At 70.6% G+C, this 24,671-nt stretch carries 18 protein-coding genes; 8 read left to right on the top strand and 10 right to left on the bottom strand.

Annotation, left to right across the window (positions count from 1 at the left end; translation table 11 throughout):
* Positions 1–57 precede the first annotated feature (57 nt).
* From ACIREI_RS42165 to glgX, 8 genes are all read right to left on the bottom strand, one after another.
* Entirely contained in the window at positions 58–2,121 is a 2,064-nt protein-coding gene (locus ACIREI_RS42165) for a M4 family metallopeptidase (RefSeq protein WP_403345137.1), read from the bottom strand.
* A 343-nt stretch (positions 2,122–2,464) separates the two neighbouring features.
* Positions 2,465–4,504, bottom strand: coding sequence for an NAD(+) synthase (locus ACIREI_RS42160; protein WP_403345135.1), 2,040 nt, complete (start codon positions 4,502–4,504; stop codon positions 2,465–2,467).
* A gap of 59 nt (positions 4,505–4,563) precedes the next feature.
* Positions 4,564–6,309, bottom strand: coding sequence for an ABC transporter ATP-binding protein (locus tag ACIREI_RS42155; RefSeq protein ID WP_403345153.1), 1,746 nt, complete (start codon positions 6,307–6,309; stop codon positions 4,564–4,566).
* A 134-nt stretch (positions 6,310–6,443) separates the two neighbouring features.
* Positions 6,444–8,165, bottom strand: coding sequence for an ABC transporter ATP-binding protein (locus tag ACIREI_RS42150; protein ID WP_403345133.1), 1,722 nt, complete (start codon positions 8,163–8,165; stop codon positions 6,444–6,446).
* A gap of 38 nt (positions 8,166–8,203) precedes the next feature.
* A complete protein-coding gene (locus ACIREI_RS42145; protein ID WP_403345131.1) occupies positions 8,204–10,057 on the bottom strand; it encodes an ABC transporter ATP-binding protein in 1,854 nt (617 codons plus the stop codon).
* Positions 10,054–11,841 carry an ABC transporter ATP-binding protein gene (locus ACIREI_RS42140; RefSeq protein ID WP_403345129.1) on the bottom strand — a complete coding sequence of 596 codons (1,788 nt, stop codon included), beginning with the start codon at positions 11,839–11,841 and terminating at the stop codon, positions 10,054–10,056. Before ACIREI_RS42140 ends, ACIREI_RS42145 begins: the two co-directional genes overlap by 4 nt.
* A 187-nt stretch (positions 11,842–12,028) precedes the next feature.
* A complete protein-coding gene (locus tag ACIREI_RS42135; protein WP_403345155.1) occupies positions 12,029–12,262 on the bottom strand; it encodes a hypothetical protein in 234 nt (77 codons plus the stop codon).
* Between the two features lie 5 nt (positions 12,263–12,267).
* The gene (glgX, locus tag ACIREI_RS42130; protein ID WP_403345127.1) at positions 12,268–14,514 is read right to left on the bottom strand and encodes a glycogen debranching protein GlgX; all 2,247 of its coding nucleotides are present in this window, start codon (positions 14,512–14,514) and stop codon (positions 12,268–12,270) included.
* A 158-nt stretch (positions 14,515–14,672) separates the two neighbouring features.
* Here glgX and ACIREI_RS42125 point away from each other — a divergent pair, with 158 nt between their 5' ends.
* The 8 genes from ACIREI_RS42125 (at position 14,673) to ACIREI_RS42090 (ending at position 23,114) form a co-directional block, all read left to right on the top strand.
* A complete protein-coding gene (locus ACIREI_RS42125; RefSeq protein ID WP_403345125.1) occupies positions 14,673–15,914 on the top strand; it encodes an Ig-like domain-containing protein in 1,242 nt (413 codons plus the stop codon).
* A gap of 187 nt (positions 15,915–16,101) precedes the next feature.
* On the top strand, positions 16,102–17,343 hold the full coding sequence (locus tag ACIREI_RS42120; protein ID WP_403345123.1) for an Ig-like domain-containing protein: 1,242 nt from the start codon (positions 16,102–16,104) through the stop codon (positions 17,341–17,343).
* Positions 17,344–17,513: 170 nt separating this feature from the next.
* A complete protein-coding gene (locus ACIREI_RS42115; RefSeq protein ID WP_403345121.1) occupies positions 17,514–18,281 on the top strand; it encodes an enoyl-CoA hydratase/isomerase family protein in 768 nt (255 codons plus the stop codon).
* Positions 18,282–18,577: 296 nt separating this feature from the next.
* Positions 18,578–19,081, top strand: a complete 504-nt coding sequence (locus ACIREI_RS42110; protein WP_403345119.1) for an ATP-binding protein — start codon at positions 18,578–18,580, stop codon at positions 19,079–19,081.
* A gap of 768 nt (positions 19,082–19,849) precedes the next feature.
* Positions 19,850–21,037, top strand: a complete 1,188-nt coding sequence (locus tag ACIREI_RS42105; protein ID WP_403345117.1) for a YncE family protein — start codon at positions 19,850–19,852, stop codon at positions 21,035–21,037.
* A gap of 91 nt (positions 21,038–21,128) precedes the next feature.
* Positions 21,129–21,761: an ADP-ribosyltransferase gene (locus ACIREI_RS42100; RefSeq protein ID WP_403345115.1), complete on the top strand. Its 633-nt coding sequence runs from the start codon at positions 21,129–21,131 to the stop codon at positions 21,759–21,761.
* A 150-nt stretch (positions 21,762–21,911) separates the two neighbouring features.
* Entirely contained in the window at positions 21,912–22,826 is a 915-nt protein-coding gene (locus ACIREI_RS42095) for a MerR family transcriptional regulator (protein ID WP_403345113.1), read from the top strand.
* Between the two features lie 69 nt (positions 22,827–22,895).
* Positions 22,896–23,114 (top strand): EF-hand domain-containing protein, encoded by a 219-nt coding sequence (locus ACIREI_RS42090; protein WP_403345111.1) that lies wholly within the window; start codon positions 22,896–22,898, stop codon positions 23,112–23,114.
* Between the two features lie 73 nt (positions 23,115–23,187).
* Here the strand turns inward: ACIREI_RS42090 and ACIREI_RS42085 are convergent, their stop codons facing one another.
* Together ACIREI_RS42085 and ACIREI_RS42080 are read right to left on the bottom strand one after the other, a co-directional pair.
* Positions 23,188–23,730 carry an MOSC domain-containing protein gene (locus ACIREI_RS42085; protein WP_403345109.1) on the bottom strand — a complete coding sequence of 181 codons (543 nt, stop codon included), beginning with the start codon at positions 23,728–23,730 and terminating at the stop codon, positions 23,188–23,190.
* A 61-nt stretch (positions 23,731–23,791) separates the two neighbouring features.
* On the bottom strand, positions 23,792–24,349 hold the full coding sequence (locus ACIREI_RS42080) for a glycoside hydrolase family 25 protein (RefSeq protein ID WP_403345107.1): 558 nt from the start codon (positions 24,347–24,349) through the stop codon (positions 23,792–23,794).
* Positions 24,350–24,671 lie beyond the last annotated feature (322 nt).

The following is a 24,671-nucleotide window of genomic DNA, read 5'->3' as shown; positions in this document are numbered from 1 at the left end:
CGACGGGAGTTGAACCCACCGGGACGGCGCCCTGCCCTGGGCAGCCCGCGCACGGGCCTACGGGAAGGTGAGCTTCCAGCTGTTGATGTAACCGGTGTCGACGGCCGCGTTGTCCTGGACCCTCAACTGCCAGACCCCGTTGGCGACTTCGGAGGAGGCGTTCACCGTGTAGGTGGTGTTGAGGTTGTCCGAGCTGCCGCCGGCGCCGTAGCCCTTCAGCGTGTACGCCGTGCCATCGGGGGCGACCAGGTCCACCTTGAGGTCACCGACGTAGGTGTGGACGATGTCCACGGCGACCGCGAGGTTGGACGGCGCGTTGCCGGTCCGGCCGGAGACGGTGATCGGGGACGTCACGGCCGCCCCGTTGTCCGGAATCGAGACGTCGGTCCCGCTCTCGAAGGACGTACCGCCACCGCCGCCCCCGTCGGGGCGTGCACCCACGTTGACGCCCGCCCACGCGTGCTGCACCGCCTTGTACTCGGCGCTCGTGGTGCCGTACAGCTCACCGGCCGCGGCGAGGGTGCCGGTGCGGGCGCCCGAGTAGTTCGTCGTGGACGTGAACTTGGTGGTCAGCGCGCGGAACCAGATCTTCTCCGCCTTGTCCCGGCCGATGCCGGTGACCGGAAGACCGTCCGAGGTGGGGGAGTTGTAGGTGACACCGTTGATGGTCTTGGTGCCGCTGCCCTCGCTCAGCAGGTAGAAGAAGTGGTTGGCGGGGCCCGACGAGTAGTGCACGTCGATCGAGCCGATGCCCGAGTACCAGGCGTCCTTCGACGAGCCGTCCTTGCTGGGCTTGTCCATGTAGCGCAGCGGGGTGCCGTCGCCGTTGATGTTGATCTCCTCGCCGATGAGGTAGTCACCGACGTCGGAGGAGTTGTTGGCGTAGAACTCGACCGTCGCGCCGAAGATGTCGGAGGTCGCCTCGTTCAGGCCGCCGGACTCGCCGCTGTAGTTCAGGCCCGCGGTGTTGGAGGTGAGTCCATGGGTCATCTCGTGTGCGGCCACGTCGATCGACGTCAGCGGGTTGGCGTTGCCCGAGCCGTCGCCGTACGTCATGCAGAAGCAGCTGTCGGACCAGAACGCGTTGACGTAGTTGTTGCCGTAGTGGACACGGGAGTACGCGCCGACGCCGTCGCCGCGGATGCCGCTGCGCCCGTGCACGTTCTTGTAGTAGTCCCAGGTCAGCGCGGCGCCGTAGTGCGCGTCGGCGGCCGCGGACTCCAGGTTGGACGGGCTGCCGTTGCCCCAGACGTCGTCGGAGCCGGAGAAGAGGGTGCCGGTGCCGGACGTGCCGCGGTTGAGGTTGTACGTCTTGTGGTTGCCGCGCGCGCCGTCGGTGAGGTTGTACGTCGACCCGGACTGCGTGGTGGTCAGGTTGACCGTGCCGGAGTACACCGTGTTGCCGGTGCCGGTCTCGATCGCCTCCCACTCGTACAGCTTCTCGCCGGTGGTGGCGTCGGTGATGACGTGCAGTTCCTGCGGGGTGCCGTCGTGCTGGAAGCCGCCGACGACCGTCTCGTACGCCACCGTCGGCGTGCCGTTCGCGGCCCAGATCACCTTGCGGGGCGCCCGGTTGACGTCGGGGCTCTTGGCGTCCTCGGCCTTCGCGGCGGCCAGCGCCTGCTTCTCCGCCTTCGCGGCGGATACGGCTGCCTTGGTGGTGGCCGGCTTGATGGCGGTGCGGGTGGCCTTGACGACGGCCTCGGTCGCGCCGGACTTGGCGGTCTCGACGACCAGGTCGCCGCCGAGGACGGGCAGGCCGTCGTAGGTGCGCTCGTAGCGGGTGTGGACCGTGCCGTTGCCGTCCTTCAGGACGTCACGGACGACCAGCTTCTCCTTGGCGCCCAGGCCCAGGTCCTTGGCGGTGTCCGCCTTGGTGGCGTTGGCCTCGCGTATCAGCGCGGCGCGCTGGGCGGGGGAGAGCTTGACGGACTCGGCGCCCGGTATGACCTTGCCCGCAGCCGACGGTGCCTTCTCCGGTGCTGCGGTGGCGGCGCCCGACTGGACGGCCGCGGCGATCAGGGCGGAGACGCCGACGAGGGCGACGGCGGCGGCCCGGCGGTGCGTGGTGTGACGACGCGTCGTGTGGGAGGTGCGTCTGTGGGAGGAACTGTCTCTCAACACTGACTCCTTCTGCGCGGCCGCGGATCACGCGGCCAGGGGAGACCGGCCGGCGGGTGGGCCGTCCGGGCGGAGCGGGGTGGTACGCAGAACGACGTGCGTGTGCGGAAAGCGATGTGCGCGTGCGTAAGACGACGTGCGCGTGCGGGAGTTCAGCCGCGGGTACCGCCGTGTGACGGTGCTGTGGGGTTGCTGTGTCGCGCGGCCGTGGGAAGAGTGCCAGGAGAGTGCGGTTTCTGTCAGGACCGCGTCAGGAAGTTGGCCGGAAATCGTTCGTTGTCCGGATGTTCATGTTCGGTATACGGACCGGACGTGAACATCCGGACGGCGGGTGCGGGGGCCGTCAGCCGCCCAGCACGTCGAAGCGGTCGAGATCCCGCAGCCACGCGTGCGCCGTACCGTCGGACGGTGCCCGCCAGTCGCCGCGCGGGGAGAGCGAACCGCCCGCCGAGACCTTCGGCCCGTTCGGCATCGCCGAGCGCTTGAACTGCGCGAACGCGAAGAAGCGACGGCAGAAGACCTCCAGCCAGCGCCGGATCTCGGCCAGGTCGTACGCCACCCGCTTGGCCTCGGGGAAGCCGGGCGGCCAGGCGCCGGCCTCCGGGTCGTGCCACGCGTGCCAGGCCAGGAAGGCGATCTTCGACGGCCGGAAGCCGTACCGCAGGACGTGGAAGAGCGTGAAGTCGTGCAGCGCGTACGGGCCGATCTTCGACTCGGTGGACTGCATCTCCTCGCCCGGCACCAGCTCCGGGCTGATCTCCGTGTCGAGGATCGCGGCCAGCGTCCCGCCGGTCTCCTCGTCGAACTGCCCGCTGGTGATGACCCAGCGGATCAGATGCTGGATCAGCGTCTTCGGCACCCCGCCGTTGACGTTGTAGTGGCTCATCTGGTCGCCCACGCCATACGTGGACCAGCCGAGCGCCAGCTCCGACAGGTCGCCGGTGCCGAGCACGATGCCGCCGCGCTGGTTCGCGAGGCGGAACAGGTAGTCGGTGCGCAGCCCGGCCTGCACGTTCTCGAAGGTGACGTCGTACACCGGCTCGCCGGACGCGAACGGGTGGCCCATCTCCTCGAGCATCAGCCGTGCGGTCGGCGTGATGTCCAGCTCGGCCGCGGTGACGCCGAGCGAGTTCATCAGCTTGTGGGCGTTGTCCTTGGTGTGGTCGCTGGTGGCGAAGCCGGGCAGGGTGAAGGCCAGGATGTCGCTGCGCGGGCGCCCGGCGCGGTCCATCGCCCGGGCGGCGACGATCAGCGCGTGCGTGGAGTCCAGGCCGCCGGACACCCCGATGACCACCTTCGGGCCACCGATCGAGGCCAGCCGCTGCTGGAGGCCCGCGACCTGGATGTTGTACGCCTCGTAGCAGTCCAGGGCGAGCCGCTCGGCGTCCGCGGGCACGAACGGGAAGCGCTCGACCCGGCGCTTCAGCCCCAGGTCCGCCGACGGCGGGTCGAGCCGGAACCGCACCCGCCTGAAGTCCCCGGTCCGGGTGGCGTGGGCGCGGCGGTTGTCGTCGAACGTGCCCATCCGGTGCCGCTCCTGCCGCAGCAGGTCCAGGTCGACGTCGGCCACGGAGTACTGGTCGTCGAGCGGGAAGCGGTCCGATTCGGCCAGCAGCACGCCGTTCTCGTAGATCATGGTCTGCCCGTCCCAGGACAGGTCCGTGGTCGACTCGCCCAGACCCGCCGCCGAGTAGACGTACGCGGCCAGACAGCGCGAGGACGCCGCCCGGCACAGCAGCCGCCGGTCCTCGGCCCGGCCCACCGTGATCGGGCTGCCCGAGAGGTTGGCGAGCACGGTCGCCCCGGCCAGCGCCGCCTCCGCGCTCGGCGGCACCGGCACCCACATGTCCTCGCAGATCTCCGCGTGCAGGACCAGCCCGGCGACGTCCTCCGCCTCGAAGAGCAGGTCCACGCCGAACGGCACCTCCTCGCCGCCGATCCGGATCGTCCCGCCGCGCTCGTCCTCGCCCGAGGCGATCTGGCGCCGCTCGTAGAACTCCCGGTAGTTCGGCGGGTACGACTTCGGCGCCACGCCCAGGATCCGGCCGCGGTGCACGATCACCGCGCAGTTGTAGATCCGGTGGCGATGACGCAGCGGGGCGCCCACGACCAGCACCGGCAGCAGCTCCGCCGACCCGGCGACCACGGCCTGGAGCGCCTGCTCCACCTCGTCGAGCACCGCGTCCTGGAGCAGCAGGTCCTCGATCGAGTAGCCGGTCAGGCCCAGCTCGGGGAAGACGGCGACGGCGACCCCCTCCCGCGCGCACCGGCGCGCTTGCCGCAGCACCGCCTCGGCGTTGGCCCGCGGGTCGGCGATGACGGTGTGGCCGGTGCACGCGGCGACCCGCGCGAAGCCGTGCTCGTAGATCGACCAGAAGTTCAACGGACTTCCCCAGGAGAGGCGGACAGTGCTGGCACCGAGCATAGATCGCCTGATCAGCCCTACGCCGTTCCGGGCCGGGCGGGCCGCTCCCCGTGCCACGACCGCCACAGCGACGCGTACGCCCCGCCCGCCGCGACCAGGTCGTCGTGCGTGCCGAGCTCGGTGAGGCGCCCGTTCTCCATCACGGCCACGCGGTCCGCGTCGTGCGCGGTGTGCAGGCGGTGCGCGATGGCGATGACCGTGCGGCCTTCGAGTACGGCGGCCAGGGCGCGCTCGGTGTGGCGGGCGGTCGTCGGGTCGAGCAGGGCCGTCGCCTCGTCGAGGATCAGGGTGTGCGGGTCGGCCAGCACCACACGGGCGAGGGCGAGCTGCTGGGCCTGCGAGCCGTCCGTACGGCAGCCTCCGTCGCCCAGCGCCGTGTCGAGGCCGTCGGGCAGCTCCCGCACCCAGGCGTCGGCGCCGACCGCGGTGAGGGCGGCCCACAACTCCTCGTCCGTGGCGGACGGTTCGGCGATACGGAGGTTGTCGCGGACCGTGCCGAGGAAGACGTGGTGCTCCTGGGTGACCAGGACGACCTGGCGGCGCAGCTGCTCCGGGCCGAGGGCGACGACCGGGACGCCGCCGACCGTGACCGAGCCGGCGGTCGGGGCGTCGACGCCGGCCAGGAGTCGGCTGAGGGTCGTCTTCCCGGCGCCCGAGGGGCCGACGACGGCGAGGCGCTCACCCGGCCTCACCGTCAGGTCGACGTCGCTGAGGACCTCGCCGCCGCGGTCGTAGGCGTAGCGCACGCCGGTCACGTCGATCCGGTCGTCCGCGGGGGCGGGCGAGTCGGTCTCCGTCGCCCGCGGGGCTCGGGCCAGGCCCTCCACGCGGGCGAACGAGGCGCCGCTGCTCTGCAGTTGCTCGACCCGCATCAGGATCTCGTCCAGCGGCTCGCTCAGCCGCTGCAGATACAGGGCGGCCGCCACGACCGAGCCCAGGCTCAGCGCGCCGCGCTCCAACAGCACGCCGCCGAGCAGCAGGACCGTCACCACGGGGACGACGTACGACACCTCGACGGCCGGGAAGAAGACGGTGCGCAGGAACAGCGTGTGGAACCGGGTGCGGCGGGAGGTCTCCAGCGCGTCCCGGCTCGCCGCCACACGTCGCCGTTCCAGGCGCAGCGCCTCCACCGTGCGGGCGCCGGTCGCGGTCGCCGCGAGGATCTCCGCGACCTGGGAGGTGGCGGCGCCCTCGGCGAGGTAGCCGTCGCGGGCGCGGCGCAGGTACCAGCGCGTGGCCCACCAGATGCCGCCGAAGCCGAGTACTCCGCAGAGACCGAGCAAGGGATCCAGGCTGATGACCGCGGCCAGCAGGAACAGTGCTTGGACGGAGTTGATCAGCAGCTCGGGGCCGACGTCGCGCAAGGTCGTGCCGACGAGGGCGACGTCTGTGGTGCCGCGGGCGGTGAGGTCGCCGGCGCCGGCTCGTTCCACGACGGATGCGGGGAGGGCGAGGGTGCGGTCCACGAATTCCTCGCGGACCCTGGCGAGGGTGCGTTCGCCGAAGCGGTGGGCTACGTAGCGAGCCCAGCGGGACAGCAACAGCTGGGCTGTTGCCGCTATCAGGATCGCCAGGGCCAGTTTGTCGACGGCCGTTGCGCCGTGGCCGGCGCGGACGTCGTCGATGATGCGGCCCACCAGCCAGGGGCTTGCCAGGCCGGCGATGGCTGCGAGGGAGTTCAGGGCGAGGGTGGCTGTGAAGGCTTTGGGGTCGGCTCGGATCAGGCGGAGGGTGGCTTGGCGGACGTCTCGGGGCTCGGCGATGGGGAGGGTTTGGCGGGCGAGAGCTCGGGAATTGGGGTGGTTTGCCGGGTGCGGGTTCGATGTGGCTTGTCGCGCCCCGCGGCGGAGCCGCTCATCGATACAGTCCCGCGCCCCTTCAGGGCGTTGCTCGTCCGTCACCTGATGGCCTCCTCGGCGTCCTCGTCCCGTGCCACCAAAGCTCGGTATCCCGGCTCCCCGTCCAGCAGCTCGCGGTGTGTGCCCGTCGCCGTCACCTTGCCGTCGACCAAGAAATGGACGACGTCCGCACGGTCCAGGAGCAGCGGGGACGTCGTCGTCACCACCGTCGTACGGCCCTGCCGCTCCGCGTCCAGGCGTTCCGCGACCCTCGCCTCGGTGTGGGCGTCCAGCGCGGACGTCGGCTCGATCGCCAGGAGTACCTCGGGGTCGGCCAGCAGCGCGCGGACCAGGCGGACGCGTTGGCGTTGGCCGCCGGAGAGGTTGCGGCCCTGGGCGTCGATCGGGGTGTCGAGGCCGTCGGGCAGGCCCCGGACGATGTCCTCGGCGACCGCCGTGCGCACCGCCCGCGCGATCGCCGCCTCGTCCGGGCCGTCCGGGTCCGCGTGGCCGGCGATCAGCTCCCGCAGCGTGCCCGCGAACAGGTCGGCCTCGTGGTCGGCGACCAGGATGCGTGCCCGAAGCTGCGGCAACGCGATCTCGCTGAGGGGTACGTCGCCCCAGGTCGCCGCTGACGGCTCGTAGCGGCCGAGGCGGTCCACCACGGCTGTGGCGTCGGCCGGCAGTGCGGCGGCCAGGGCGGTCAGGCGGCCCGGCAGCACCCGTACTCCGGACTGGGGGTCGTGCAGTGCCGCCGGCTCCGCGGGCGCGTCGCGGGTGCCGGTGTCGGGCATCGGCTCCAGGCGCAGGAACCGTACGACCCGCCGTGCCGCCACCATGCCGCGCGCGACCTGGTAGACCATCTCGACGACGAAGGCCATCGGGCGGACCAGGACCGCCACATAGCCGTAGACCGACACCAACTCGCCCACCGTGATGGCTCCTTGGGCGGCCAGCCGGGCCGCCAGCCATGTCACCACCGCCAGGAACAGCGTCGGCAGCCCCATCCCGAGCGCCTGCACCCAGCTGGTCACCGACCCGACCCGGTACCCCTGTGCGCGCAGCCGCTGCGAGTCGCGGTGGAAGGCGTCGGCGACCAGGTCCTTGCCGCCGAGGCCGTTGAGGACGCGCAGGCCGCCCGCGAGGTCGGCGATGCGTGCGGTCAGTACGCCCTGCCGCTCCCGGTACTCGGTCTCGGTGCCCTGCAGCCGGCCGAGCAGGGGGCCGACGAGCACGGCGATCGCCGGCATCCCGAGCAGCACCACGACCGCGATCGGCACCGATACCGACACCAGCAGCACGGCGACGGCGAGATAGGCGACGATCGCGCCGAAACCGGGGCCGATGACGGTCAGGCTGCTGCTGATCGTGTGGACGTCACCCACTCCGATGGTGACGACCTCTCCGGTCCCGATCCGGCGCGGCAGCGCGGCGCCCAGCCGGACCGACTGCCCGACGAGGACCTTGCTGGTGCGGAAGAGGGCGTCCATCCGCACCCGGGTCATCGTGCGGTGCCGCATGATGCTCAGCCAGGCGTTGAACACATGCACCCCGGCCAGCACACCGGTCCAGGCGACCAGCGCCGCGTGGTCACCGGGCGCCAGGCCCTCGTCCACGGCGCGCGAGAGCAGATACGGTGTCGCCGCCAGCAGCACCATCCAGACGGCGGAGATCAGCGCCCCGAGCGCGGACCGCCCCGCCTGCTGGGTGACCAGCCACCACAGATACCGGGCGCCGCCGCGACAGTCGGGCTCGCCCGGATCCTCGTACGCGTCGATCATCGTGCCCCCGTGCCTCGTTCCGTGCTCGTGCCGTTCGGCTACGCCAGACTGTCCCGCCACGCCCGGTGCAGATCCGCGAACCTGCCCGTCCCCGCGACGAGTTCGGCCGGTGAGCCGTCCTCGACGATCTTCCCGTGCTCCATGACCAGCACGCGGTCCGCGATCTCGACCGTGGACAGCCGATGCGCGATGACGACGGCCGTACGCCCGTGCAGGACCGTCGACATCGCGCGCTGCACGGCCCGCTCGCCCGGGATGTCGAGCGAGCTGGTCGCCTCGTCGAGGATCAGCACCGCCGGGTCGGCGAGCAACGCCCGTGCGAACGCGACCAGTTGACGCTGGCCCGCCGAGATACGGCCGCCCCGCTTGCGTACGTCGGTGTCGTAGCCGTCGGGCAGCGAGCTGATGAAGTCGTGCGCGCCGATGGCTTTCGCCGCCTGCTCGATCTCCTCGCGGGTGGCGTCGGGCCGGCCGATGGCGATGTTCTCGGCGACCGTCCCGGAGAACAGGAACGCCTCCTGCGTCACCATCACCACCCCCCGCCGCAGTTCGGGCACGGCCAGCTCGCGCAGGTCGACCCCGTCCAGCAGGACCCGGCCCTCGGAGGGGTCGTAGAACCGGGCGAGCAGCTTGGCCAGCGTCGACTTGCCCGCGCCGGTCGAGCCGACGACCGCGACCGTCTGCCCGGCCGGGATCGTCAGGTCGAAGCGGGGCAGCACCTCGCCGCCGGTGCGATAGCCGAACCGGACGCCGTCGAAGACGACGTCGCGGCCCGGGTGCTCGCTCTCCGGCGCGGGAAGCTGCCTGGGCGCCGACGGCTCGGGCACGGACGGCGTCTGGGCCAGCAGCCCGGCGATCTTCTCCAGGGAGGCGGCGGCGGACTGGTAGGAGTTGAGGAACATGCCGAGGCGGTCGATCGGGTCGTACAGCCGCCGCAGATACAGCACGGCCGCCGCCAGCACACCGAGCGCCAGCGAGCCGCCCGCGACCCGGTAGGCGCCCCACAGCACGATCCCCGCGACGGCCGTGTTGGCGACCAGGCGTGAGCCGATGACGTAACGGGCCATCTCCAGCGTCGCGTCGCCGTTGGTCCGCTCGTGCCGCTTGTTGAGTACGGCGAAGTCGGCGTCGTTGGCGGCCTCGCGGCGGAAGGCGCGCACGGGGCGGATGCCGTTCATGGTCTCGACGAACTTGACGATCACGGCGGCGATCGCGGTGGACCGCAGCCGGTACACCCGCTTGGCGCGCCGCTGGTACAGCCGCACGAGCCCGTACAACGGCACGAACGACGCGACCGCGACCGCGCCGAGGCCCACGTCCAGCCAGAGCAGCATCGCCGAGATGTAGACGAAGGACAGGATGACGGTGACGAGTTCCTGCAGGCCCTCGCTGAGCAGTTCGCGCAGGGACTCCACGTCCGTGGTGGAGCGGGAGATGAGCCGTCCCGAGGTGTAGCGCTCGTGGAAGTCGACGCTCAGGGCCTGGGCATGGCGGAAGATACGGCCGCGCAGGTCGAGCAGCACGTCCTGGTTGACGCGGGCGGAGGCGAGGATGAACGCGTACTGCAGGGCTCCGGAGGCCGCGGCGCACAGCAGGTAGCCCACGGCGACGGCGACGACCGGCCCGTGGTCGGCGCGCCGGAACGCGGGTACGGCCTCGTCGATGGCGTACGCGACGAGCAGCGGGCCCGCCTGGACGGCCGCCTGCTGGAGCAGCAGGAGCAGCGTGGTGAAGGCGACGCGGGCCTTCATCGGGGCGAGCAGGGAGCGCAGGAGGGCGGCGGTGGCACCCGGGGGAGTGGGCAGGACGTCGCGGTCGAAGGGGTCGTCCGGCGTGCGGGGCTCCTCGGCCGACCGGTCGTTGCCCGGTGCGGTGGCGGTGGTCGCCGTCATCGGTCGGCCTCCTCGGTCCCGGCCATGAGGTGGGCGTACTCGGCGTTGCTGCGCAGTAGTTCGTGATGGGTGCCGACGGCGGTGATACGGCCGCCGGAGAGCAGGGCGACGCGGTCCGCGAGGAGCACGGTGGAGGGTCTGTGGGCCACGATCAGGGCGGTCGTCTCCGCGAGCACGACCCGCAGGGCGGCCTCCACGGCGGCCTCGGTGTGCACGTCGAGGGCGGACAGGGGGTCGTCGAGGACGAGGAACCTGGGCCGGCCCACGACCGCCCGCGCGAGCGCGAGGCGCTGGCGCTGGCCGCCGGAGAGGCTGAGGCCCTGTTCGCCCACCTGTGTCTCGGTGCCGTGGGGGAGGGCGTGCGCGAAGTCGGCCTGCGCGACCGCCAGCGCCCGCTCCAACTCCGCAGTTCCGGCCCCGTCGGCCGCCCCCATGAGAACGTTGTCCGCGACGCTGGCCGAGAAGAGGGTGGGCTCCTCGAAGGCGACGGCGACGAGTTCGCGCAGCGATTCCCTGGGCAGGGCGGAGATGTCCTGACCGTCGAGGGTGATGCGGCCGGACGTCAGCTCGTACAGACGGGGGACCAGGGCGGTGAGGGTGGTCTTGCCGCTGCCTGTCGCGCCGACGAGGGCCATGGATTCGCCCGGGCGGATGTGGAGGTCGATACGGTCGAGCACGGGCGGGGAGCCGGCGGGGGCGTCGGGATAGCGGAACCGGACGCTGTGGAAGCGAAGTCCGAGGTCCGTACGGTCCTCCTTCGCGGCCGAGATCTCCTGCCCCTCCGGCGCCACGTCCATCACCTCGAAGTACCGCTCCGTGGCCGTCGCCGCCTCCTGGCTCATCGCCAGCAGGAACCCGATCGACTCCACGGGCCACCGCAGCGCGAGAGCCGTCGACAAAAACGCCACCAACGTGCCGGCCGACAGCACTCCGTCGGCGACCTGCACCGTCCCCACCACCAGCGCCGCCCCGATGGCGACCTCCGGCAGCGTCATGATGACCGCCCAGATGACGGCCAGCAGCCGGGCCTTGCGCAACTCCGTGCCCCGCAGGGTCCGCGACAGCTCACGGAACGCGCGCGCCTGACTGCGATGCCGCCCGAACCCCTTGACGATCCGGATCCCGAGCACGCTCTCCTCGACGACCGTCGTCAGGTCGCCGACCTGGTCCTGCGCGCGCCGCGCCACGGCGGCGTACCGCTTCTCGAAGACGAAGCACATCGCCATCATCGGCACGGCGGGAGCGAGGATCACCAGCCCCAGCGTCCAGTCCTGCAGCAGCATGATGATCACGCCGACGAGGATCGTCACGCTGTTGACCAGCAGGAACGTCAGCGGAAACGCGAGGAACATACGCAGCAGCATCAGATCGGTCGTGCCCCGCGAGAGCAACTGCCCCGACGGCCACCGGTCGTGGAAGGCGACCGGCAGCCGCTGCAGATGCCGGTACAGATCCGCCCGCATCCCCGCCTCGACGCCCGCCAGCGGCCGCGCCACCAGCCACCGCCGCAGCCCGAACAGCACCGCTTCCCCGAGCCCGAGCAGCAGCAGATACAACGCCCCGAGCCACACCCCGGCCGGATCCCGGTCGGCGACGGGCCCGTCCACCATCCACTTCAGGACGAGCGGGATGACGAGCCCCGCACACGAGGCGAGCACGGCCACGAACGCGGCCGTGAACAACCGCACCCGCACCGGCCGGACGTACGGCCACAGGCGCAGCAGCGTACGCGCGGCGGAACGATCCGACCTGTCCTCGGCGGTGGTGGCACGTGTAGTGGACATCAGCAGCGAGCCTACGGATCGCCACTGACACTGCCCACCGAGTTTTGGCCCAACCGCGATCGGCCTTCGGCCCTACGACCTGCGTGTTCGAGGGGTCGTACAACCTTGTCCGACGAGTCGTAGGCCGCCATCACCCGATCGGTTGACGCCCGTTCGAGCGCGACGGCGTACGAGCGGGGGTCTCGGATCAGTCCGGGTACGGCAACAGTGTGCTGTCGACCTTCTCCCACGCGGCCCTCAGCTCGGCCAGCAGCTCCGGCTCGTCCGGTGCCAGGTCGGCCTGCTCGCGCAGGTCGGTGCCGAGGTCGCCCCCGACTCGGCGTGCCGGGCCCCGTGACCAGGAATCCGGCGCGGAGTTCCCGGGACTGCAACGCCCCCTCAGCAAACCGCCCTCACCCACACCGCCCGCGCCTCGGCGCACCGCCCTCAGTCGAGCACCCGCAGCAGCAGCACCGCCCGCGCCGGCACCGTGATCGCCGCCCCCGCCCGGTGCTCCACGCCCGGCGCCTCCCCCTGCTCCTCCCGCGACGTGTCGACGACCACCTCGTACCGCTGCGCCCACGGCGGCCCCGGCAGCACGAAGCTCACCGGCCGGTCCCCGGCGTGCAGCACGGCCAGGAAGCTGTCGTCGAGGATCGGCGCACCCCGTTCGTCGCGGCCCGGGATGTCCCGCCCGGACAGATACATGCCCAGCGTGGCGGCGGGCGCGTACCAGTCCCGTTCCGTCATCTCCGTGCCGCGCAGGGTGAACCAGGCCAGGTCCCGCAGGCCGTCGGCCGAGTGCGCCCGCCCGGAGAAGAAGGCCCGGCGACGGAGCACCGGGTGCCGGTGGCGCAGCTCGATCAGCCGGGAGGTCAGGTCGAACAGCGCCTTCCAGCCGGGGTCCTCCAGCAGCCCCCAGTCCAGCCAGCTGATCTCGTTGTCCTGGCAGTACGCGTTGTTGTTGCCCCGCTGGGTGCGCCCCAGCTCATCACCCGCGACCAGCATCGGCACGCCCGTCGACAGCAGCAGGGTGGTCAGCAGGTTCCGCAGCTGCCGCCGCCGCAGCGCCCGTACGCGCTCGTCGTCCGTCTCGCCCTCGGCCCCGCAGTTCCAGGACCGGTTGTCGTTCGACCCGTCCCGGTTGCCCTCCCCGTTCGCCTCGTTGTGCTTGCGCTCGTATGACACCAGGTCCCGCAGCGTGAAACCGTCGTGCGCGGTCACGAAGTTGACCGATGCGTACGGCCGCCGCCCGCCCCACGCGTACAGGTCGCTCGACCCCGACAGGCGGTACCCCAGATCCCGCACGTCCGGCAGCGCGCCCCGCCAGTAGTCCCGTACGGCGTTGCGATAGCGGTCGTTCCACTCCGTCCACAGCGGCGGGAAGGCGCCCACCTGGTATCCGCCCGACCCCACGTCCCACGGCTCGGCGATCAGCTTCACCCGCCGCAGCACCGGATCCTGCGCGATCACCGCCAGGAACGGCGACAGCATGTCGACGTCGTGCATGGAGCGGGCCAGCGCGGCCGCCAGGTCGAACCGGAAACCGTCCACCCCCATCTCCGTCACCCAGTACCGCAACGAGTCGGTGATGAGCCGCAGCACATGCGGCTGGACGACGTGCAGCGTGTTCCCGCAGCCCGTGTAGTCCGCGTACCGGCGCGCGTCCGACTGGAGCCGGTAGTACCCCCGGTTGTCGATGCCCTTCATCGACAGCGTGGGGCCGTACTCGCCCGCCTCCGCGGTGTGGTTGTAGACGACGTCGAGGATGACCTCGATCCCGGCCGCGTGCAGCGCCCGCACCATCCGCTTGAACTCGCCGACCTGCTGGCCCGTCGTACCGGAGGCGGCGTAGGCGGCGTGCGGGGCGAAGTAGCCGATCGAGTTGTAGCCCCAGTAGTTGCGCAGGCCCTTGCGCAGCAGATGGTCCTCGTGCGCGAACTGGTGCACCGGCAGCAGCTCCACCGCCGTCACGCCCAGCTTGACCAGGTGCTCGACGGCCGCCGGGTGCGCGAGACCGGCGTAGGTGCCCCGCAGCTCCTCAGGAATCCCCGGGTGCAGCTTCGTGAACCCCCGTACATGCACCTCGTAGATCACCGAGTCGGCCCACGGCGTCTTCGGCCGGCGGTCGTCCGCCCAGTCGTCGTCATCGTGGACGACGACACCCTTCGGGACGTACGGCGCCGAGTCCCGGTCGTCGCGCACGGTGTCGGCGACATGCTGCTGGGGCCAGTCCCGGACATGCCCGTACACCTCGGGCGGCAGGCTGAAGTCGCCGTCCACCGCGCGCGCGTACGGGTCGAGGAGCAGCTTCGCCGGGTTCCAGCGGCCGCCGGTCCACGGGTCCCAGCGGCCGTGCACCCGGTAGCCGTAGCGCTGCCCCGGCATGACACCCGGCACGAAGCCGTGCCAGATCTCGTGCGTCAGCTCGGTCAGCTTGGCCCGTGTCTCCTTGCCCTCCCCGTCGAACAGACACAGCTCGACCGCTTCCGCTCCCCCCGCCCACAGCGCGAAGTTGGTGCCCGCCACCCCGTCCGGGCCGACCCGGAAGCGGGCGCCGAGCGGCACGGGCGTGCCCGGCCACACGGGCACGGCAGGGGCCTTCGGCCGCGCGCCGTTCACGACGGCGTCCGGGCGCCCCTCCTCAGCGGCGACCGAACCGGCCACCGCCTCCTGCTCGGCTGCGCTCGACACCTGTCGGCCTCCCACGGCTCAGGGACCACACGAATGGGGAGGAAGAGCCCACGGTGTCCCGTCCGCGGCTCCCCGTCGCGTCGTCCTCCCCACTGTTCTGCCCACCGGGTGGCTCGCACTCACGTTTCCCCAGGGCCGCCCCGATCGTTGGGGTCTTCGTGAGGCACGTACAAGGGCGCGCGCGGCGCGCGGGGGCCGCGCTGGCCGCCGTACTGACATGGGCCGGCCTGCTGGCCGGGGTGGCCGGCTGCACTGCGGACGGCGGCGGCGTCGACCAGATGCTGGGCAAACCGCCGGCGCCCGAGGACGTCATCCGGGTCACGCCCGAGGACCGCAGCAAGGACGTACGCCCCGACGACAGGCTGCTCGTCCGGGTGGCCGGCGGGCGCCTGGAGTCGGTCGAGGTCGTCAAGTCCCAGGACGCCCAGGAGTTGCCGGTGCCCGGGCACATCTCCGAGGACGGCCGGCGCTGGGAGCCCGAGGACCCCGGGCTCGCGCTGGCCGCCAAGTACACGATCGACGCGGTGGCCGTGGACGGCCAGGGGCGTCGCAGCGCACGGCACACGACCTTCACCACGTACGTCCCCGAGGAGCGGTTCATCGGATACGTCACCCCGGAGCACCGCTCCACCGTCGGCACCGGAATGATCGTCTCCCTGGAGTTCAACCGGGAGATCGAGAACCGGGCCGCCGTAGAACGCGCCGTGCAGGTGACCGCCGAACCGGCCGTGGACATCCGCCCGCACTGGTTCGGCAGGGCCCGCCTCGACTTCCGCCCCGAGCACTACTGGAAGCCCGGCACCCGGGTCACCGTCGCGCTGCGCCTGCGCGACGTCGAGGGCGCGCCCGGCGTGTACGGGCTGCAGTACAAGACGTTCTCCTTCACCGTCGGCCGCCACCAGGTCTCCCTGGTCGACGCGGCCCGGCACACCATGGAGGTCCGGCGCGACGGCGAGCTGCTCACCACCGTGCCGATCACGGCCGGCGCACCCAAGAACACCACGTACAACGGCAAGATGGTGGTCACCGAGATGCTCGAGCTGACCCGGATGAACGGCGCCACGGTCGGCTTCAAGAAGGCCAACGGCAAGAGCGAGTACGACATCCCGGACGTCCCGCACGCCATGCGCCTGACCGACTCCGGCACCTTCCTGCACGGCAACTACTGGGCGGACGCCTCGGTCTTCGGGCGGAGCAATGTCAGCCACGGGTGCGTGGGGCTCAGGGACGTCAAGGGCGGCGGCTCCGAGACGCCCGCGGGCTGGTTCTTCGACCGCAGCCTGATCGGTGACGTCGTCGAGGTCGTCCGCAGCAACGACAAAAAGGTCGCTCCCGACAATGGCCTCGGAGGATGGAATATGGGCTGGAAGGAGTGGAAGGCGGGGAGTGCGGTGAAGTAACAGGACAGGGGGGTGAGTTGACCGACCAACCGGCTATCTGCCGATGTTGGAACGGAACGGTGACAAACGCGCGGCGTCGCCGCCCTGGCCTTGTGGTTAATATGCGCCGGTGCGCGTGATCAGTCGCGCGGGGGAGTGGGTTTGGCCAGGCCGGATAGGGCCTGGGACCCGGGGGAGGGAGAAGGACTTGAACGTGCGGCCGATATCGGGGGCGTCGGTTGACGCGCGCGGCAGGCGTGGACGAAAGGGGCCGGCGGCAGTGGCCGGAGTGCTGCTGCTCGCGGTCACCGCGTGCGGCGGGGGCGGGGGATCGGACTCGGGGAGCGGCGACGGCAAGGGCAAGGACTCCGGCACGGCCGAGGCCAAGAAGTCCCAGGCCGTCGTGACCATAGCGCCGGGCGACGGTGCCAAGTCCGTCGACACCAGCGGCGCGCTGAAGGTGACCGCGGCCAAGGGCAAGCTGACGGACGTCGAGGTCAAGGACGCCAAGGGCAACGCGATCGACGGCAAGATATCCGGCGACGGCGCCACCTGGACGCCGTCCACGCACCTCGCCGCCGCCACGGCGTACACGGTGCACGCGGTCGCCAAGGACGCCCAGGGCCTGGAGGCGGCCAAGGAGGCCGACTTCACCACCCTGACCCCGAAGAACACCTTCCTCGGCACCTTCACGCCGGAGGACGGTTCCAAGGTCGGCGTCGGAATGCCGTTCTCGATCCGCTTCACCCGGGGCATCACCAGCCCCGAGGACGTCGAGAAGGCCATCACCATCAAGACCGAGCCGGCCGTCGAGGTCGAGGGCCACTGGTTCGGCAACGACCGCCTCGACTTCCGTCCCGAGAAGTACTGGAAGGAAGGCACCAAGGTCACCGTCGACCTCAACCTCGACGGCGTCGAGGGCCGCCCCGGCGTGTACGGCGAGCAGGACAAGAAGGTCTCCTTCACCATCGGCCGCAACCAGGTCTCGATCGTCGACGTGAAGACCAAGAAGATGAAGGTCACGCAGGACGGCAAGGTCATCAAGACCATCCCCGTCACCACCGGCAAGCCCGGGTACGACACCTGGAACGGCCAGATGGTCATGACCGAGAAGTTCGTCGAGACCCGCATGAACGGCGACACCGTCGGCTACGACGGCGAGTACGACATCGAGGACGTCCCGCACGCCACCCGCCTGACCGACTCCGGCACCTTCATCCACGGCAACTACTGGGGCGGCGGCGTCTTCGGCAACACCAACGCCAGCCACGGCTGCATCGGCCTGCGCGACGTCAAGGGCGCGTGGGACGGGGGCACACCGGCCGCGTGGTTCTTCGACCACTCGATGATCGGCGACGTGGTCGTGGTGAAGAACTCCAACGACGCGACGGTCGCTCCCGACAACGGCCTGAACGGCTGGAACATGTCGTGGGAGAAGTGGAAGGCGTAGGAGAGGCGTAGACCCTACGGCGATTTCGCGGCCCCGGTGTGAGGTACTGCACCGGGGCCGTACCCGTTGGTCCCCGTGCTGTGTCTGCCTGGGGGCGACCCCCAGACCCCCGGCCGGATGTGACTGACCGCACCCCATCAGCAGCCGTTAGTCCCCGTTAACCTGCTGGCATGACCGTGAATCTCGAAGTCGCCGAAGGCGTCGGCACCCTCCGCCTCGACCGCCCGCCCATGAACGCGCTGGACGTCGCCACCCAGGACCGGCTCAAGGAACTCGCCGAGGAGGCGGGCCGTCGTGACGACGTACGGGCCGTGGTGATCTACGGCGGGGAGAAGGTGTTCGCGGCCGGCGCGGACATCAAGGAGATGCAGGCCATGGACCACACCGCGATGGTCCTGCGCGCGCGTGCCCTGCAGGAGTCGTTCACGGCGGTGGCCCGGATCCCGAAGCCGGTCGTGGCGGCCGTGACGGGCTACGCGCTCGGCGGCGGCTGCGAGTTGGCGCTGTGCGCGGACTACCGGATCGCCGGGGACAACGCCAAGCTGGGCCAGCCCGAGATCCTGCTGGGCCTGATCCCGGGCGCGGGCGGCACCCAGCGGCTGGCCCGCCTGATCGGCCCGTCGAAGGCGAAGGACCTGATCTTCACGGGCCGGATGGTGAAGGCCGACGAGGCGCGGGAGCTGGGCCTGGTGGACCGCGTGGTGGCGCCGGACCAGGTCTACGCCGAGGCGCACGCCTGGGCGGCGAGGCTGGCGCAGGGTCCGGCGATCGCGCTGCGCGCGGCGAAGGAGTCGATCGACACGGGCCTGGAGACGGACATCGAGACGGGCCTCGCGGTGGAACGGGGCTGGTTCGCGGGGCTGTTCGCGACGGAGGACCGGGAGCGGGGGATGCGGAGCTTCGTGGAGGAGGGCCCGGGCAAGGCGAAGTTCCTCTGAGGGCCCGGCAGGGTCCGGTCTGAAACTCCGCCGAACCACTTGCAATTGACAGGACGTCTGATTCGGGTCCCTCGATGGGGCGGTTTATGGCAGCCTTAAGGCAACCTTAAGCGTGCCTTGTCGAGGGAGCCTGTCGATTGCCTCCAGCGGACCCTTCGTCGCAGGTCAGCCGGGCTGCCAGGGGCACTGAACTGCCCCTGGCATATGCCAAACGAGCTGTGCGGAATGAGCGCTTCCGGGGGGCGTATTCCGCCGGAACGGCCCCGGAGGGCCCTGTCGGCGGCCATGATGGGGGCATGGCGGGGCTGGAGGGTATCGAACAGCCGCGGGGACACAGCCGTGCTGCCGCGGCGCGCTGGTCGCCGGCGGCCGAGGACGAAGCTGCCTCCAAGGTATTGGAGCTGTTCGGCAATCCCACGGAGGCGGAGGTTCCGCTCCCGTCCCGCCCCGAATCCGCGGCGACGGCGCGGCGGCTGGCCCAGGTGGTGGTCCTGCGCCACTGGGGCCTGACCCCGAAGATGACGGAGGACGTGGTCCTACTCGTCTCCGAACTCGTCGGCAACGCCGTCCGTCACACCGGCGCCCGCGTCTTCGGCCTCCGCATGCGCCACCGCCGAGGCTGGATCCGCATCGAGGTCCGCGACCCTTCCCGCGGCCTGCCCTGCCTGATGCCGGTCCAGGAGATGGACATCAGCGGCCGGGGCCTGTTCCTGGTGGACAGACTCGCCGACCGCTGGGGCGTCGACCTGCTGCCGCGCGGCAAGACCACATGGTTCGAGATGAGGGTGGCGGACCGCTAGCCCGCGCCATCCATCCCGTCCGGCACCTACGACAGGCTCCGCTTCCCGACGCGGTCCGCATCTCTTTCACCTTGTCCGGCATCTACGACCGACCCCACCCCTCCCTGGCCCCCACCACCCGCAGGGGGGCTTCCCTCCTCGACGCCGGCCCGTGCATCTCGGCCCGCCCGGCGTTCAGGGCTTCTCCTCTTGAGGCCGGCCCGTGTCATTCGGCCCGTCCGGCGTTGGGGGACGGGGCCGTGCCGTCCCTAGCCCCCACCCACCCGTAGGGGCTGCTCCTCTTGACGCCGGCCCGTGTATCTCAGCCCGTCCGGCGTTGGGGGACGGGGCCGTGCCGTCCCTAGCCCCCACCCACCCGTAGGGGCTGCTCCTCTTGAGGCCGGCCCGTGTATCTCAGCCCGTCCGGCGTTGGGGGACGGGGCCGTGCCGTCCCTAGCCCCCACCCACCCGTAGGGGCTGCTCCTCTTGACGCCGGCCCGTGCATCTCAGCCCGTCCGGCGTTTGAGGACGAGGCCCCTTCAGGGCCGAAGCGGGGTCTGGGGCGGCAGCCCCAGCGGGGTCGAAGGGGCGGAGCCCCTGGGGATGGGACGGGTAGGGGCGGCGGGGGCGAGAACACCCGGGCAACGACGACCCGCACAGACGGCTTATCGAGTGAATCATGCGTTTTTAGACGCAACCCTCCTTAAATGGTCGAGTGATCACTACCGACCGCCGCCCCAGCCACGCACCCCCGGTCGCCGCCCTCCCGCCGTACTGGAAGAACTGCCGATGAACCTCCTCCCCCGCACCCTCCTCGCCGGCGTAGGCCTACTCGCCCTCGCCGCCTGCGGCACCGAGTCCGCCAAGGACAAGACCCGCCCCGCCCCCGACCCCCGCGGCGGCACCCAGGCCGCCATCCCCGCCCCACCGAAAAGGAAGCCCATCGACGGCCTCCCCGGCATGCCCCCCGTCCTCGACCCGAAGGACGTCTACGCCGCCGACCGCCCCAACAAGCTCTCCCCGGTCGTCAAGGACTTCCCGTCCCGCGTCTACGTCCCCAACACCGAGTCCGACACCGTCTCCGTCATCGACCCGAAGACGTACGAGATCATCGAGACGATCCCCGTGGGCCGCCAGCCCCAACACGTCGTCCCGTCCTGGGACCTGAAGACCCTCTGGGTCAACAACAACCGCGGCCACACCCTCACCCCCATCGACCCGAAGACCGGCAAGGCGGGCAAGGAGGTCGAGGTCCACGACCCCTACAACCTCTACTTCACCCCCAACGGCAAGTACGCCGTCGTCATGGCCTCCCTCGACCGCGAACTCGTCTTCCGCGACCCCCACACCATGAAGCGGATCAAGACCGAGCCGGTCACCTGCTACGGCGTCAACCACGCCGACTTCTCCCTCGACGGCCGCTACTTCATCGTCTCCTGCGAGTTCAGCGGCGAACTGCTGAAGGTCGACACGGAGAAGATGAAGGTCGTGGGCCAGCAGAAACTGCCCTTCGACGGCGCCATGCCACAGGACGTGAAGGTCTCCCCGGACGGCAAGAGGTTCTACATCGCCGACATGATGGCCGACGGCATGTGGGTCCTGGACGGCGACAAGTTCACCGAGCCCACCCTCCTGCCCACCGGCAAGGGCTGCCACGGCCTCTACGTCAGCCGCGACTCGCGCGAGATGTACGTCTCCAACCGCGGCGAGGGCTCCGTCTCCGTCTTCGACTTCACCAAGAACAAGCTCACCAAGAAGTGGCACCTCCCCGACGGCGGCAGCCCCGACATGGGCGGCGTCTCCGCCGACGGCAAGGTGCTGTGGCTGTCGGGCCGCTACGACTCCGAGGTGTACGCCATCGACACCCGCACCGGCGAGCAACTCGCCCGTATCCCCGTCGGCAGCGGCCCGCACGGCCTCGCCGTCTATCCGCAGCCGGGCCGCTACTCCCTCGGCCACACCGGCATCTTCCGCTAGCCGAAGCCCAGTTGACCCGCGGTCAGTGGACACGCCGCCGTACGGGTGACGTTCCACGCCCCGCCGCCACGGGCCCGGGATCGTGCTCCCCATGATCACAACTCGCCTGCGGCGGCGGGCCGCTGCCGCCGTCCTGTCCCTCTCGGCCGTCCTCGCGACCACGGCCGCCACGGCTCCCGAGACCGTCCCCGCCTCGGCTCGCACGGCCGCCGTCAAGGCCGCCGCACCCACCCCGGCCGCCTGCCCCGTCCAGTACGACGACAAGATCAAGGCCGCCGTCGACCGCCGCGTCGACGTCGACCGCATCACCCCCGAACCCGCGTGGCGCACCACCTGCGGCACGCTCTACCGGGCCGACGGCCGCGGCCCGAACATCGTCTTCGAGGAGGGCTTCAAGCCCAAGGACGTCGTGAACGGCCAGTACGACCTGGAGCAGTACGTCCTGGTCAACCAGCCCTCCCCGTACGTCTCCACGACCTACGACCACGACCTGTACAAGAACTGGTGGAAGTCGGGCTGGAACTACTACATCGACGCCCCCGGCGGCATCGACGTCAACAAGACCATCGGCGACACCCACAAATGGGCCGACCAGGTCGAGGTCGCCTTCCCCGGCGGGATCGCCCGGAAGTACATCATCGGCGTCTGCCCGGTGAACAAGACGACCAAGGTCGAGATCATGAGCGGCTGCCAGAGCAACCCGCACTACGAGGCCTGGCACTGACGCCTACCGGGCGTACGGCAGCACCTGCGCGCCCACGGGCCGACAGCCGGCCACCGGGAACGCCCGCACACCGCGGGCGTTCCCGGGCGCGTCCCGCGCCCCGTCCTGCCCCTTGAGTCTCCACCCGCTGGAAGGCCCACACTCGCAGACATGACCGAAGACGGCACCGGACTTCTCACCATCGGCGATCTGGCCCGGGCCACCGGCCTGACCGTGCGCACGATTCGATACTGGTCCGACGAGGGCGCCCTGCCCCCGGTGACCCGCTCCTCGGGCGGCTATCGCCTCTACGACGCCGAGTCCGTCGCCCGTCTGGAGCTGATCCGCACCCTGCGCGAACTGGGCCTGGGCCTGGACGACGTACGCAAGGTCGTCAGCGGTGAGAAGGACGTGGCGTCGGTCGCGGCCACGCATGTCGCCGCACTGGACGCGCAGATCAGGTCGCTGAAGGTGACCCGTGCGGTGCTGTCGACCGTGGCGCGACGCGGCTCGACCGCTGAGGAGATGACGTTGATGAACAAACTGGCGAGGCTGTCGGCCGCCGAACGGCGGCGGATCCTGGAGGAGTTCGTGGACGAGATGTTCCACGGACTGGACACGGCGGACCCGGCGATCCGCGAGCGGATGCGGACCATGACCGTGGACCTGCCGGACGAGCCGACGCCCGAGCAGGTGGACGCCTGGGTGGAGCTGGCCGAGCTGCTGCGGGACCCGGAGTTCCGGGCGCACATGCGCACCGTGGCCGAGTTCAACGCGGCCGGTCGTGGGCCCGAGGCCCCCGCCGGGGCGTCGATGTGGTTCGCGCGGAAGCTGGTGCAGTCGGCGGCCGAGGCGCGGCAGCACGGGATCGCCCCCGAGTCCCCCGAGGCGGAGCGCCTCCTGCGGGACCTGCTCGGCGACGCGCACCCGGCGGACGTACTCGAACGCCTGAAGGCCGGCGCGAACGACAAGGTCGCCCGCTACCGCGAGTTGCTGGCCGTCGTGAAGGGCCAGGGAACCGCCTCGGCGCACCGAGAGGAGTTCGCCTGGGTGGTCGCCGCACTGGAGGCGCGGGCGGGCAGTTAATCTGACCTGCGGCAGTGAGCCGGCACAACACGACAGACGCGAGTAATACGCGAGTAGAGGGGCGGATCGGTGGGGCACATCGACATCGAGGAAGCACGCAAGCAGTTCGAGCGCATCGATGCGGACGGTGACGGCACCATCACCGCCGCCGAGTTCAAGTCCGCCCTGGCCCAGGGAGGCGACTGGAACGTGACCGAGTCGGTCGCCGAGGTGATCATCAAGAGCCGCGACCTGAACGGCGACAAGGTCCTGACGTTCGACGAGTTCTGGTCCTTCCTTAACAAGTGATGAGTGACGATGGGTGCCCGCTCACCGCTGCTGTGGTGAGCGGGCACCTTTCGTCATACACCGACCGCTTGCGTCACACGATCTCCAGGGCCCGATGCGGCCCGTCCGGAAGCTGGACGCGGACAGGGTCCCCGGCCCTCACCGCACCCCCGCTGACGACGACGCTCATGATCCCGGCCTTCAACCGCACATCGCCCTCGGCATCCCGCCCGACGACCTGCTTCATCAGCCCTCTCTGAAACCCGTCGATCTGAGCGCAGGGATTCCGCAACCCGGTCACCTCCACGACGGCCTCGCCGCCGAGCCTCAGGAGCGTCCCCGTCGGCAGCCCGAGCAGGTCGATGCCCCGGGTGGTGACGTTCTCCCCGAGCTCCCCGGCCGCCACCTCGAACCCGGCCTCGCGCACCTCGTCGAACAACTCCGCATGGATGAGGTGTACCTGCCGCAGATTCGGCTGCGAGGGATCCTTCCGCATCCGGAACCGATGCTTCACCGTGGCACCCGCGTGCACATCGCCCTCCACCCCGACGCCCGCGATCAGCGTGATGCTCTCCCGGTTCGGCTTGGCGAACGAATACGTCCCGTTGCTGCTGACCGCGGCGACAGTCCCACTCATCCCGAGAAGCTCCCCTCTTCTGCAGCGACGACTGCTTCGCCGCAGGTCGGAGCCTATGGGGTCAGGCGTTCTCGGCCCACTCCCGCAGTGCGGCCTTGCTGGCGAAATCGGCGACGTTCTTGTCCAGCGGGTTGTCGGTGTACTGGTGGAAGCGCCACTTGGCCTTGATGCGGGGCTTGCCCGCGGTCACGTAATCGGCGATCCAGAGACCGTCACCGGCGTAGGACGTGGTGTCCACGTTGAGCCAGTAGTTCCGGTTACAGTACAAAATGACCGGATTGTTCGGCCGCTTCTCCTTCACCTTCCTGATGAAGAGGTCCTTCTCCGCGTTGCTCGCATGCGTCCCCGCGCTCGTCGTCTCCCAGTCGACGGCGAGGATGTCACCGGCTCTCTCGGGGGCCTTGCTGACGAAGTACTCCGCCTGGGCCGAGAGGTTGCCGGGCCAGAGGAAGTGGTAGAAGCCGACGACCAGGCCGGCGTCGCGGGCGCGCTTGGTCTGGGCGGCGAGTTTGGGGTTGATGTAGGAACGGCCCTCCGTCGCCTTGATGAAGACGAAGGAGAGCCCGTCGGTGTCGTAGCTCGAGGACTGGTACGCGCTTACATCGATGCCGCGGAGCATGGGGGACTCCCTGAAGTACCGGTGGGGGGACAGGGGTTGGACTTGTTGTATGCCCCACCTTGGCACGCGTGAGCCCCTCCTGACGTGGAAATGTCAACTTCGTCGGGTTGGGCGAAGGTGAGGAGTGGTCTGTCGGCCCGGGTCGCGCGGCGGCAGGTGTCGGCGCGGCTCCCCTTGGAGAGGGCGCTCGGCGGTCTTCTGGCGCGCGCCCTGTGGCCGTTCAGATAGGGCGGGCTCAACCCTCCATCCCCGCAAGCCAGTCGAGAAGCGCCGGCCTACGGCTGTCGGGAGCTTCCCGGAAGCCTCCGGCAGGGTGGCCGTA

It is taken from the genome of Streptomyces sp. NPDC093591 (genome assembly GCF_044764885.1).
In the GTDB taxonomy this organism is placed as follows: Bacteria; Actinomycetota; Actinomycetes; order Streptomycetales; family Streptomycetaceae; genus Streptomyces.
Note: the sequence above shows the minus strand (reverse complement) of the source record. Positions and strands in the feature narration are given on the sequence as shown.